Source organism: Acinetobacter sp. CE-15 (assembly GCF_051059255.1).
Classification (GTDB): Bacteria; Pseudomonadota; Gammaproteobacteria; order Pseudomonadales; family Moraxellaceae; genus Acinetobacter; species Acinetobacter guillouiae.
Map to the genome: position 1 here is coordinate 2,475,573 of NZ_CP192737.1, position 12,877 is coordinate 2,488,449.

Annotated in this window: 17 protein-coding genes; 9 read left to right on the plus strand and 8 right to left on the minus strand. The window is 37.0% G+C overall.

The window, feature by feature from the left end; genetic code table 11:
- Window positions 1-135: 135 nt before the first annotated feature.
- Window positions 136-402 carry a 30S ribosomal protein S20 gene (gene rpsT, locus ACQ7EO_RS11480; protein ID WP_004720657.1) on the plus strand — a complete coding sequence of 89 codons (267 nt, stop codon included), beginning with the start codon at window positions 136-138 and terminating at the stop codon, window positions 400-402.
- Between the two features lie 153 nt (window positions 403-555).
- Here the strand turns inward: rpsT and ispF are convergent, their stop codons facing one another.
- Window positions 556-1,047: a 2-C-methyl-D-erythritol 2,4-cyclodiphosphate synthase gene (gene ispF, locus ACQ7EO_RS11485; RefSeq protein WP_434277343.1), complete on the minus strand. Its 492-nt coding sequence runs from the start codon at window positions 1,045-1,047 to the stop codon at window positions 556-558.
- A gap of 100 nt (window positions 1,048-1,147) precedes the next feature.
- On the opposite strand from ispF, the gene ACQ7EO_RS11490 reads away from it, so the two are divergent.
- From ACQ7EO_RS11490 to ACQ7EO_RS11515, 6 genes are all read left to right on the plus strand, one after another.
- Complete coding sequence (locus tag ACQ7EO_RS11490; RefSeq protein WP_004720662.1) at window positions 1,148-1,798, plus strand: A1S_1983 family putative colistin resistance protein; 651 nt, start codon at window positions 1,148-1,150, stop codon at window positions 1,796-1,798.
- A 26-nt stretch (window positions 1,799-1,824) separates the two neighbouring features.
- Window positions 1,825-2,508, plus strand: coding sequence for a hypothetical protein (locus tag ACQ7EO_RS11495; protein WP_434277345.1), 684 nt, complete (start codon window positions 1,825-1,827; stop codon window positions 2,506-2,508).
- A 47-nt stretch (window positions 2,509-2,555) separates the two neighbouring features.
- A complete protein-coding gene (locus tag ACQ7EO_RS11500) occupies window positions 2,556-3,155 on the plus strand; it encodes a hypothetical protein (protein WP_434277347.1) in 600 nt (199 codons plus the stop codon).
- Window positions 3,156-3,176: 21 nt separating this feature from the next.
- On the plus strand, window positions 3,177-3,818 hold the full coding sequence (locus ACQ7EO_RS11505; protein WP_434277349.1) for a DUF4304 domain-containing protein: 642 nt from the start codon (window positions 3,177-3,179) through the stop codon (window positions 3,816-3,818).
- A gap of 198 nt (window positions 3,819-4,016) precedes the next feature.
- Window positions 4,017-5,057 (plus strand): AlbA family DNA-binding domain-containing protein, encoded by a 1,041-nt coding sequence (locus ACQ7EO_RS11510; protein WP_056510988.1) that lies wholly within the window; start codon window positions 4,017-4,019, stop codon window positions 5,055-5,057.
- A gap of 40 nt (window positions 5,058-5,097) precedes the next feature.
- Window positions 5,098-5,640 carry a CbrC family protein gene (locus ACQ7EO_RS11515; protein WP_056510985.1) on the plus strand — a complete coding sequence of 181 codons (543 nt, stop codon included), beginning with the start codon at window positions 5,098-5,100 and terminating at the stop codon, window positions 5,638-5,640.
- Between the two features lie 22 nt (window positions 5,641-5,662).
- On the opposite strand, the gene ACQ7EO_RS11520 is transcribed toward ACQ7EO_RS11515, so the two are convergent.
- The 6 genes from ACQ7EO_RS11520 to ACQ7EO_RS11545 all read right to left on the minus strand — a co-directional run bounded on the left by ACQ7EO_RS11520 (window position 5,663) and on the right by ACQ7EO_RS11545 (window position 10,883).
- Window positions 5,663-6,274, minus strand: coding sequence for a GNAT family N-acetyltransferase (locus tag ACQ7EO_RS11520; protein WP_434277350.1), 612 nt, complete (start codon window positions 6,272-6,274; stop codon window positions 5,663-5,665).
- 150 nt (window positions 6,275-6,424) lie between these two features.
- Entirely contained in the window at window positions 6,425-7,033 is a 609-nt protein-coding gene (locus ACQ7EO_RS11525) for a GNAT family N-acetyltransferase (RefSeq protein ID WP_434277351.1), read from the minus strand.
- A 101-nt stretch (window positions 7,034-7,134) separates the two neighbouring features.
- Complete coding sequence (locus tag ACQ7EO_RS11530) at window positions 7,135-7,986, minus strand: DMT family transporter (protein WP_004821356.1); 852 nt, start codon at window positions 7,984-7,986, stop codon at window positions 7,135-7,137.
- Between the two features lie 116 nt (window positions 7,987-8,102).
- A complete protein-coding gene (fba, locus tag ACQ7EO_RS11535; protein WP_004720677.1) occupies window positions 8,103-9,140 on the minus strand; it encodes a class II fructose-bisphosphate aldolase in 1,038 nt (345 codons plus the stop codon).
- A gap of 128 nt (window positions 9,141-9,268) precedes the next feature.
- The gene (locus tag ACQ7EO_RS11540) at window positions 9,269-9,547 is read right to left on the minus strand and encodes a hypothetical protein (protein ID WP_004821354.1); all 279 of its coding nucleotides are present in this window, start codon (window positions 9,545-9,547) and stop codon (window positions 9,269-9,271) included.
- A gap of 148 nt (window positions 9,548-9,695) precedes the next feature.
- The gene (locus ACQ7EO_RS11545; protein WP_004720679.1) at window positions 9,696-10,883 is read right to left on the minus strand and encodes a phosphoglycerate kinase; all 1,188 of its coding nucleotides are present in this window, start codon (window positions 10,881-10,883) and stop codon (window positions 9,696-9,698) included.
- A gap of 139 nt (window positions 10,884-11,022) precedes the next feature.
- Between ACQ7EO_RS11545 and ACQ7EO_RS11550 the strand changes: the two genes are divergently transcribed.
- Complete coding sequence (locus ACQ7EO_RS11550) at window positions 11,023-11,406, plus strand: DUF2237 family protein (RefSeq protein WP_004720680.1); 384 nt, start codon at window positions 11,023-11,025, stop codon at window positions 11,404-11,406.
- Window positions 11,407-11,427: 21 nt separating this feature from the next.
- On the plus strand, window positions 11,428-12,021 hold the full coding sequence (locus ACQ7EO_RS11555; protein ID WP_434279615.1) for a Maf family protein: 594 nt from the start codon (window positions 11,428-11,430) through the stop codon (window positions 12,019-12,021).
- Between the two features lie 60 nt (window positions 12,022-12,081).
- On the opposite strand, the gene ACQ7EO_RS11560 is transcribed toward ACQ7EO_RS11555, so the two are convergent.
- Window positions 12,082-12,852, minus strand: coding sequence for a PDZ domain-containing protein (locus ACQ7EO_RS11560; RefSeq protein ID WP_239045699.1), 771 nt, complete (start codon window positions 12,850-12,852; stop codon window positions 12,082-12,084).
- Window positions 12,853-12,877: the final 25 nt, after the last annotated feature.

Below are 12,877 nucleotides of genomic sequence, written 5' to 3' on the forward strand. Positions count from 1 at the left end.
CATGTCAACACTTGACTTTACTGGCCTCTTTAATCACAATATGGCACTTGTTTACGGGCTGGTGATAATCCTCTGATGTGGTTTTCAGATGTGGTTTCAGCCCGCCCAGACCCATCTAATTCAAGGAGTGCACGAGTGGCAAACTCTGCTCAAGCAAAAAAACGTGCTCGTCAAAACGTTAAAGCACGTAAACACAACGCAAGCTTGCGTTCAATGGTACGTACTTATATCAAACGCACAATCGCTGCTATCGCTACTGGTGAATATGCTGCCGCAACTGAAGCTTATAAAGCTGCAGTTCCAGTTATTGACCGTATGGCGGATAAAGGTATCATCCATAAAAACAAAGCTGCTCGTCACAAGAGCCGCTTGAATGCACAAGTTAAAGCGTTAGCTAACTAATTTTTGCATGTGAAAAGAGCCCTTTAAAGGGCTTTTTTTGTAGCTAAAATTTGACTATAGCGCTTTAAAATCAGAAAACATCAAAACTTATCTACCACCGCATCAATATTTCTCAGTAGATAGATAAGTAAGAGTTCTAAACAATAAAAATAATTATTTTGCTAAATGTGAAATTAAGACTGTTGCAGTAGATAAAATACCTTCCTGACGGCCAGTAAAACCCAATTTCTCTGTGGTTGTTGCTTTAACACTAATTTGAGTCACATCAACATCTAACACATCTGCAATACTTTGACGCATTTCCAAATTGTGTTTGGCTAATTTTGGCCGTTCACATGCCACAGTAATATCAGCATTATTTAATTTATAACCACGGTCTAAAATTAATTGATAAACATGTTTTAAGAGCTTACGGCTATCCGCACCTTTAAATTGAGCATCTGTATCTGGGAAATGCTGTCCAATATCCCCTAAAGCCAATGCACCCAATAAAGCATCACATAATGCGTGTAATACGACATCACCATCAGAATGTGCTTTTAAACCATGGGTATGTGGAATTTGAACGCCTGCCAAAGTTACAAAATCACCTTCTTCAAAAGCATGTACATCCATTCCCTGCCCAATACGAATCGGTATGATCATTCTTAGCTCCTTTTGCAGTTTTTAAAATTTAAAAATCTTGTATTCGTACTTTCTCTTTCGCTATAGTACGTATGCAAACATTGTGAAAGTATAAGCGATCATGCTGTTGAATACAGAATTTAATCAAATTAAAACACTCTTGTCTGGTCTCATTTTGAGCTGTATCAGTACATCAGCTGTTTACGCCCTGCCTCTTGACTGTAAGCACCAAGATTCATCACTTTTAAAAAAGTTATGTGGTTCGCAGTATAGTGAACTACGCGCTCAATTAAATGAGAGCTATCTCACTGCATATCTGGTCACAGATGCACCAATACGCTTAATCAATGATACACATCGTTTGTGGCTCAACCGTTTAAGTCAATGTAAAAGCAACGATTGTTTTAAACAACAGTTCGATATTCGCCTAGAAGACTTAAATTTTTACACCTCAATGAATCAAAGTTTAACCCAACATTTCATCAAATATGAACATGGTAAAATTTCGAAGCAACCCGCCCATTTACAAATCCATCAACTGACTAAAGATCGGATTAAAGTTGAAGGCATCGCCTACCGAAATCCCAATAACCGTAAAGATAGTCAAATTGTCTCATTGTTGGCTTACACCACGCCTGAAAAAAAGAATCAAATTTTGGACAATGAACATGACTGTAAATATGTGCTTAATTTCCAAAAAGCAATTTTGTCTGTGACAACAACACAAAAAGGCTGTGAGCGCTTTACTGGAATTTACCGTTTATATGATTAAGATTTATAATTAAATTTGGCAAAACCATGAGTACAAAACTAGCGTTAAGTGAAGAAAGATTAAAAATATTATCTGAATGTATGCAGAATTATGACATGGGTGCTGATACAGATGAATGGCCTAACAATATCATTTCGCGCTTTACCAGCGTTTATAATGATGGGTCTATTTCAAAGCACAATATCCCATTGCAGCATGAAATTGATCCCGATGAATTAAAACTTTGTCAAAAACTAAGCGCTGAAATCGCCAATATCATGACAAATGTTGAAGTTGGTATGGGTTCAAACTCGGGTGATTATTTTCAAGATTTTTATATCATGCATTCACAAAACTCAGCTAGCCAAAAAATTACGCCTCAGCTGATTCAACAATACTTTGCCAATACTATTTTTCCTTTGGCAAACATTACGACTGAACCGCTTACAACCAATACACAGTGGTGGAAAGAAGTTGAACAAGATGGTGAAGAATCTCCAGCAGAATATTTTCAGCCTTGGCACAAGATGATGGATTGGTTTGCAGCACAACACGATTTTATCGACTGTGCATTTGTTCGAATTGGTGACTCAGCACTTTTAGAACAAATCAATTCGGATGATTACCCGAAAGGAACAATCATTACAGGTTGTGTCTTACCTCGACTTGCATTGGGCTTAACCCAGAATAGAAGCTTGGTTGGAATCTTTGGATATGTTGTACACAGTTAAGATCTAACACTCCCAGAGCTAAAATAGAAATAAAATAAGGTATAAACATGACTCAACTGTTAATTTTAGACCAAGTCTCACAACACCTTGATCAAACCTCTTTTGGCGGTCTTCCTGTTAAAACGATTGGCTTACAGGTTGAATGGCCTCACTGCACAAATTGTAATGGTGCAATGCAATACCTTGGCAAAGTAAAAACTGATCTCGGTTTAGAACTGATCTTTATGTGTAGCCAAGATCCAGGTATGTGTGATGACTGGGATGCAGATGGTGGTGGCAATAAAGTGATTGTCATTACAGATGTTCAATCTCTCGAAAAATTCCAACCGTTAGAACCTGAAAATACCTTACGTGAAGCGGAATATGGCGCCAAGATTTTCCAAGATTCGCAAGTAGAATATTCACAATCACGTGAACTTTGGCAAGGGCCCAAGAGAGAAATTTTAGGTCAGCTTTCTGGCCAAGCTGAGTGGCTGCAAAATGATGAAACACCAGAATGTGATTGCTGCCAAAAGCCTATGCGCTTTGTTGCTCAACTAGAGACTGGACCTGATCATAGAACTGAGATGAATTTTGGTGGAGGAGGTTCCGCCTACCTATTCGATTGCCCTCAGGGTAAAACTGCTAAATTTCTATGGCAATGCTAGCCTCAACCATGGATATATCTAATGGATAAAAAAGTCATTTCCAAACTATTACAACGTCAGTTTTATCCCATTTTAAAAGCACAAGGCTTTATAAAAAAAGGCGATGTATTTAGGCAGGTTGAGGGAGAAGTTATTCGAATCATCGATATACAACACTCCATTAAAAGACATTGTTTCCAAGTTAATCTCGGTATTCACCTTATCCCATTAGGTGAATATGTTATGCGATGTACAGGTAAAGCTTTAGATATTGAAAAAATGCGTGATTTCGATTGTGCATGGCGTAGTTCGATCCTACCTTATTTAATCAATGATCATGACAACGATTGGTCATATACCTCAAATGAACAAGATGCTAACGAAATGGTGCAATTTCTAGTATCTGAGTGGAATCGTCAAAGCCAAAATTTCTTTAATGAATTGGCACATTGGCCTGAAGATTTTCTCAAGAAAGCGCATCAGGCCTGTATAAATCCCTTACATCCCGCACACATGTGTACCCTATGCTATGTAGCTAGTGCTGCTGGTGATTTACAATTGGTCAAGAGGCTCGCTGAGATTGCAATTGAAGCGGTTCCAGAACGAGCCACCACATTAAAAGAACGATTAGCATCATTTATCCAAAATCCAAGTTTAGCGATTCCGCAAATTATCGATGAATGACGAAATGAAGCAGTCAAATGCGCTATTCACCAAATTGAAATATTTGTTATATTTTCTAACAACTTTCACGATCCGATTTAAAGTTTTACGCTTTATTTCCTGACTTAATTAACTTATAAATAACTATATATAAATAGTCTGATGACATATTTGTTGTAAATACCGAACACCAAACAATAGAGGATCAAAGGTGTTGCTATGGATTTGAACATGTATCTCACCAATAAATTTAAGAATTTTAATGAGTTTCTAGAAACGCATTGGCATGACTACCCCAATAAATACAAAGAAATCCAAACACTGCTGTTTTTTCAAGCCTATACCACTAAGCCACTTTCTGAGAAATTTGAAATCAATATTGATCAGGCCTTAAAGTATCCAACCTTAAGATATTACTTTCAACAGATTGAAAAATATATCCATATACCGCCCAAGCAACTGTTTCCTAACTCATTTCATCGCCCTTATGAGCATATTTTAAATGAGTTTAAATATTTAAGCTTTTACCAAGAAGCTTTTGAATTTCACAAAAATTTAGAAAAAATTAGAAATACTTTTAATAAAATTTCCATTCCAATTGCCAGTCATGCTATTTACACAGAAATTTTACAATATCTCAATTTGAGCTTTGAATACCTTGCTGATCCCAACTTAGCCAACGAGTTAAAGATTAAATTAATTTACCAATGGCAAGATATTCATAATTTAGAAACTGTCGCCGCATATAAATCATTAGAAAAAATTAAGACCACACTCAATCATTATCGGCAAAATTCCTATTCAGAATACTATTTTAATTTAATTCAACTGGGTGAAAATCAACGGATTGAATTTAAAGAACGTACCACAGACCTATTAACTAACCGCAAATCAGATAAATGGGTCAAAGCGTGCTTTGCATTTATGAATACCCGCAATGGCTATGTCTTTATAGGCGTTGCTGATGATTTAACCATTGTCGGGATTGAAAATGAACTTGCGGAACACTTTAATAATTCACTCGACTTAATGAAGCGGAGTTTGATTGATAAACTGGCACACGAAAGTAACAAAATTTCAAATATTTATACCACACTAGAAGAAATACAGATTCAAGGAAAAACCATATTGGTCTTTAAATGTAATAAATCGGACCGTCCGTTATATTACAAAGGCGAATTGTTCATGCGCACCAATGGACAAACAACACGTGTTCCACCTGAACTGATTGAAAGTTTTCGTGTAGAATTTTATTGTTAGCATTCAATAGTTAAAATCTCAGCCTAGAAGAATCAAAAATATGGATTATCCTCAGTTTAAATATCATCCCAACGCATACAAACTTGATCTGTTTGAAAAAGAAGATGGTATTTGTTCAATTTGCAATCAACAACGTGATTTAAAGTACGTATGTTCTTTCTATAGCATAGATGAACCCGATTATATCTGTCCGTGGTGTATTGCCAATGGTGCAGCAGCGCAAAAATACGATGGAGAATACAATGACTATTGTGGCATTGAAGGTATTTCTTCAAACCCAAATGTTCCATCCGAAAAAATCAACCCTGAGTTTTTAGATGAAATCTGCTTAAAAACGCCAAGTTATCATAGTTGGCAACAAGAAGTTTGGCTGGTGCATTGCAATGAACCATGTCAGTTTATCGCTTATGCGGATAGTGAAATGCTTAAACCAATTTGGGATGAGGTCAAAGCCGATATCGAAGAAAATGGTTATCCAGTAGAGCTTATCCAAGATCACCTCAGTATCGACGGTGATTTAACAGGCTATCTGTTTCAATGCATTCATTGCCAACAACATCGCTTACATATAGATTGTAGTTAAATACATAATCAAACCTTATAAGTTAAACCTTATAGCTTTGGCTAAGTAACTGGCTTAAATGCTGTTTAATGCCCTGCCATTCATCTTTGATTATGCTGTATATAACAGTATCGCGAACAGTTCCATCTTTTCGTAGCGCATCTTGACGTAGCACACCATCATAATGCGCACCAAGACGCTCAATGGCACTTTGACTTTTAATATTGCGAATATCCGTCCTTAATACAACCGAGTTGGCTTGTAGTTTTTCAAATGCGTACTCAAGTAATAACAACTTACAACTGGTATTGATATGACTGCGTTGTGCTGATTGTGCATACCATGTATAGCCAATCTCAACACGGCGTACCTCCCAAATAAAATCGCGAAAACTGGTGGTTCCTACAATACGACCATTCCGCTGATTTAAAACAACAAAAGGTACGCGTATTCCTAAAGATTTTTGTTCAAGTGCCTTGGTAATATAAGCCTTGATCTGAGAATAATGTGGAACCGATGTATAATCTAATTCCCACAAGCGGCCATCTTTACATACCTCAACTAAAGCATTTTCATGTTCTATTTGTAGTGGTAAAAGCTGCACTTGATGGGTTTGTAATGATGTATAAAGCGTTGAAAAGATATCTTGATTCATAGCAATTACACCAATGTAAAGAATGCTCCTCCATTGTCCGCTATGTTTTTGAAAGTTTTATGATCAAAATATGAAATCACCATGACGATCTTTCAAATGATTTCAAAGGCATTTGCATGCCCTTGAATCGAATATAATTCAACAAAATAGTTATTTTTTATAATGTGCCAACATGTCTTGTAAATGTGCTTTTACATTGTTCCACTCACCTTGCGAAATACTGTACAACACCGTATCTCGAATCGTACCATCTTTACGCATTTGATCACCCCGAATAATGCCATCTTTTTTAGCACCTAAACGTTCAATGGCTTTTTGGCTTTTAAAATTAAATTGGTCAGTCCTCAATGCTACGGTATTGGCTTGAAGTTGTTCAAAAGCGAACCCTAGTAGCAATAGCTTACAGCTTGTATTGACATGTGTCCGTTGTGCCGATTGTGCATACCATGTATAGCCGATTTCAAAACGTTTTACGTTTAATAAAATATCGTGATAACTGGTCGTTCCCAAGACTTTCCCTGAGCTTTGCTCTATGACAACAAAGGGATAACGGCTGCCTTGTGCTTTTTGGATTAGTGCTTTTTCAATATAATTTTTAACTTCTGTGTAATGTGGTGTAGAGGTAATTCGTAGCTTCCACAATTCACCATCACGACACGCTTCAGCGAGTCCTTGCTCGTGTTCAAAAGACAGTGGTACTAAGCGAATATTATTTAGTTGTAAATCTAAATGAATAAATAATTGTTCAAATGCATCCATTTCATATCCACCAAGTTAATCTATAACGTTACCGTTTGATGTCATTGTAAAGTGATCAGCATCAATCGTATTAACAACGAAGCTTTCTTACTGTTAAGTCATTATATTGCCAAGGCTAAACATACCACCCCAGCCAAACCTAAAACCAGTCCTAAAGCGGTAATCACTTTAAGCTTTTCTTTAAAAATTAACAGCCCTGCAATGACCCCAAATAACACCACAAGGATATTCATCCCTGCAAAAACAATGGCTGGAGAATCTTTTAATAAAATATGCGCCTTGACATATAAAGCAATATTGGCAAAATTTATGATCCCCAAGGCCAAACCAGCAATACAGTTCTGAAGCTTCCACTGAGTTTTTCGAATCAGTAAGTAACCGACAGATAATAGGAATGAACAGATAAACATCAAGGTTAATGTAACTGGAAACTGTAAGCCCAAGCTGGTTGTATATTTCAATAAAACATCAACCAAAGCATAACCTACCCAAACACTGAGTAAATAAAGGATCCCTTTCTGATTGAGGGATGAATTTGATGGGCTCGACTGGGAAAGTACAATACATAAAACTGCCACGATACCCAAACCAATACCAAGCATTTTTAATTGGTTAAATTGTTCTTGGAATAAAAAATATGCAGCCAATAATGATAAAACCACAGATAATCGCTGTGCAATTTCAGTTTTTAAAATTCCTGCACTATGTAATGATTTTGCTAGACATAAAAAAATACTGGGTAATACAACGCCTAAACCAAGAATCAACCACCATGGTGTATTTGAGATTGAAATATGGGCCAAATCAGGCTTAAACCAAATATAGCTCAATACACTGGCGATTGCGTAATTCCAAGCAATCATTTGCAATGCATCAAAACCTTTTTGTTTGGTCCATTTTAAAAGCATTGAAACCAGCACACTACAAAGTGCTGCTGAAAATATGAGTTCCATAATTTACTTCTTATCTCACCAATCATTGCAAAATTTATGCGGAACCGAGTCCCTATTATTCAAGAAAAAGCCCACTAGTATGAGTGGGCTTTTAGGTGATCAACAACCATCAAAGATTATTTATAACGATCAACCATTTTTTCTAAAGAAATTGGGCGAATCTTGTCTGCATTGCCCGCAGTACCAAATGCTGTATAGCGATCTACACAGATTTGTTTCATTGCTTCAACAGTTTCACCGAAGAATTTACGTGGGTCAAATTCACTTGGTTTTTCAGCCATCATACGGCGCATTGCACCTGTAGATGCTAAGCGTAAATCTGTATCGATGTTGATTTTACGTACACCATGCTTGATTGCTTCAACCAATTGCTCAACTGGAACACCATAAGTTTCTTTGATGTCACCACCATATTGGTTAATGATTGCTAACCATTCTTGTGGTACTGAGCTTGAACCATGCATAACAAGATGAGTATTTGGAAGTGCCGCATGAATTTCTTTAATACGGTCAATTGCCAAGATATCGCCTGTAGGTGGACGAGTAAACTTGTACGCACCATGAGAAGTACCGACTGCAATTGCTAAAGCATCAACATTGGTATCTGCAACGAATTGACGAGCTTCTTCAACAGAAGTGAGAAGTTGAGAATGATCAAGTACACCTTCTGCACCAACACCATCTTCTTCACCAGCCAAACCTGTTTCAAGGCTACCCAAACAGCCAATTTCGCCTTCTACAGAAACACCACATGCATGTGCCATTTCAACAGTACGACGTGTTACATCAACGTTATATTCATAAGACGTTGGTGTTTTACCATCTGCACCTAAAGAACCATCCATCATTACAGATGAAAATCCAAGCTGGATCGAACGTTGACAAACATCTGGGCTTGTACCGTGATCTTGATGCATTACCACTGGAATATGTGGCCATTCTTCAATTGCAGCTAAAATTAAATGACGTAAAAATGGAGCACCTGCATATTTTCGTGCACCAGCAGAAGCTTGCACAATTACAGGTGAATTTGTTGCGTCAGCGGCTAACATAATTGCGCGCATTTGTTCTAAGTTGTTCACATTAAACGCTGGAACGCCGTAACTATGTTCACCGGCATGATCCAAGAGTTGGCGCAATGAGATAAGAGCCATAATATCCTCCCAAGTAATGCCCCATATTCTACATGTTGCTTTATTTCAATTCAGCAACAATATTGACTATTTCATAAAAAATCCCCGCGTTTGCAGGGACTTTTAACAAATAACAACATTTAGAAAGATTATTGAGCTTTAGGTGCTTCTTCTTCAGTCGCTGGCGTAGCCGCATCTGCTGGAGCATTTGCTTTTTCAGCAGCTACATCTGTATTTTTTTCATCCAAAACAGGCTGATCAAGCGCATCAATCACAGCTTGTTGTTCTGCAGATGTGTTTGCTGATTCTGCTGAAGCAGCTTCAGAAGAAGATGTTTGTTCTGAGGCTGGTGCTTTTTCTTGTTTAGAACATGCAGTAAATGCCAAAGGAGCAATAAGAAGTGCTGCAAGTGTAAATTTAAATTTCATCACATTTCCCAGTGTTGGTGATTGGATTTGATCTATTTTATTGCAGTTATATTTCATTTTTATTACTTTACAATGAATCTCTCAGATAAAAAAGGCTGACACGAGGTCAGCCTTTCATATAAACGTCATAATTAAAATAATTTTTCAATTAAGCACGTTCAAGCAATACCGCTACAGCTGGAAGTGTTTTGCCTTCAACAAATTCAAGGAATGCACCACCACCAGTTGAAATATAACCAATTTTGTCTGCAACTTGGTATTTATCAATTGCTGCCAAAGTATCACCGCCACCAGCGATAGAGAATCCTTCAGATTCTGCAATCGCCAAAGAAAGTGTTTTTGTACCTTCGCCAAATTGATCCACTTCAAATACGCCAACTGGACCATTCCAAAGGATCGTTTTAGACGTTTTTAAGATTTCAGCAAAAGCTTTCGCAGTTTCAGGACCGACATCCAAAATCATGTCATTGTCTGCAACATCTTCAACTTTTTTTACAGTTGCTTTAGCATTTGCCAATGAACCTAAGAAATCTGCAAAATCGATTGCAGATGCATCTGCCACAACAACATCGGTTGGAAGTGGAACTGATACTTTTGCCGCAATCGCTTTCGCTGTGTCAATCAAATCATGTTCACACAATGATTTACCGACATTGAAGCCAGCTGCGGCTAAGAATGTATTGGCAATACCACCACCAACAATCAATTGATCACAAATATCAGAAAGTGAAGTTAAAACATCAAGTTTAGTAGAAACTTTAGAACCAGCAACAATTGCAACCATTGGTTTTTCAGGTGTTTGCAACGCACGACCTAAAGCATCTAATTCAGCTGCAAGCAAAGGGCCCGCTGCTGCAACTTTTGCTAAGCGTGCTACGCCTTCAGTTGATGCTTCTGCACGATGCGCTGTACCAAATGCATCCATCACAAATACATCACAAAGCGCTGCATATTTTGCTGAAAGTTCAGCATTATTTTTCTTTTCACCCACATTGAAACGACAGTTTTCAAGTAATACCACTTGCCCTGCTGCAACTTCAACACCATCTAAATAATCTGTAAATAATTTAACGTCTTGACCAAGTGCCTCAGTTAAATAAGCTGCTACAGGAGCTAATGATTGTTCCGCTTTTGGCTCACCTTCAACGGGACGACCAAGATGAGAATACACCATGACCGCAGCACCTTTCTCAAGTGCCAATTTAATTGTCGGTAATGCAGCACGTAAACGTGCATCACTTGTAATCACACCATTTTTAACAGGTACGTTTAAGTCTTCACGAATAAGTACACGCTTGCCTGCTAAATCGAGGTCAGTCATACGCTGAAAATTCATGTATAGCTCTCTTATAGATATTAAAAATCGCGTAGATTCTAAATGATTACACAAAAAAAGGTTAGATACTTTTGTAGAAAAGCTGTAGAAAAGTTGAGATTTGATTATTATAGGGCGAACTTTTAAATTCTATACGCTTATGTCTTTTCATCCCGATCCTAAAATCAATGGTTTAAATGTCTTAGGTGAACCTTTAGCAAGTTGTTGTTTTTCTCCAATCACAGGTTATTTTCGTAATGGTTTCTGCCACACAGCAACAACCGACCTCGGTCAGCACACTGTATGCGCTGAAATGACTTCAGAATTTTTAAATTTTTCACAAAAAGTGGGAAATGACCTAATTACACCGCTGCCAGAACACGGCTTTCCGGGACTACAACCTGGTGATTTTTGGTGTTTATGTGTGACGCGTTGGGTTGAGGCCTATCAAAACGACATGGCACCTCGCGTAAAACTGCAAGCCTGTCATCAAGCTGTTTTGGCGTATGTTCCCTTAGATCTCTTGATGGAATATGCAGTATAACTAGGCATGAATTATTCAAAGATGAATCACCCTGAAATTATTTTGGCTTCATCCAGCCAAACCCGTAAAGATTTAATGAATCGTTTGCGCTTAGACTATCATTGTATCTCTCCTGAAATCGATGAATCACCACAGGGTGAATCTCATGCCGATGATTTGGCTAAGCGCTTGGCTTTTGAAAAAGCCCAAGTCATTGCACAAGATCATCCAAATGCAATTGTGATTGGGTCAGATCAGGTGGCTTGGCGTGAACATGCACCACAAGATTTTATTGGTAAACCCCTATCTGTAGAAAAAGCCATTCAACAGCTACAAGCCAATTCAGGCAAAAATGTCTTTTTTAGTACTGCCTTAAGTGTGCAACATTTGGCTTCTGATTTTGAACAAACCTTAGTTGAGCATTATCATGTGAAATTTCGTGACTTAACTTTGGCTGAAATTGAGCGTTATATCGAAATTGATCAACCTCTGCATTGTGCGGGTAGCTTTAAGTGTGAAAGTCTTGGTATTAGTTTATTTGAGCAAATGATTGGGCAAGACCAAACCACTTTGATGGGTATGCCAATGATTCAGTTATGTGGAATTTTAAGGAAGTTGGGAGTTCAACTGCCTTAGTTTGCTATGGATTTGAAGGTGAAAGTATTTTTGATATTTACCTTCATGTTCAATCTAATGTTAATTTATAGCAATTATTTTATTCATTTTTTGCCCTTTACGTAGAATCTGTAGGGTAATAAAACCGCTTTTCAAGCTATTTGAGGACTCAACAAAACTATTCACATTCATAATATCGTCATTACCTATTTTAATAATTATATCATTTTCTTGAATTTGGCCATCAGCTGGAGTATTTTTCTTTATAAACATTGCTTTTACCCCAGTTTGCAATCCATTATTTGACTTGTCAATATCTGACAAATTGACTGGATATATTCCCATTCTAGAATTAAAAAAAATTAAATAATTAACGTTATATTTGGTGGTACTAGAAGTTCTAGTAAAAGCTCCCATATAGGTCCCATCCATATTATCTTGATTTAAACTATTGTTAAAAACATTATTACTTTTATTGGAACCAGCCATACGAGGAATTGCGTGAACAGTTTTACTTTGAAATATACTTGAACCCTGATTTTCACTACTAAATAAAATTAGCTCTGCTCTTATCTTTTTAGCATTATCGTTCATTCGCTCTACAACTTTTTTATAATCATAGTCACCTGTATTTTCTTTAAAAACTTCAGACTTAATAGATATATAGCCCTCTTCTAATAATTCTTTGAAACTTTTATCAAAATCATCTGATTTTATTATTCTAATTTTTTTGCTATAAGTATATTTATTCTGCATTTTAAAGGCATTACTTACGTTTTGTTCTGCGTAACTAATGCTAAATACATTTACAATCAAACATAAAACCAGGCATAATCCTTTAATTTTTAACATTTTTTAAATTTATATAAAGTAATTT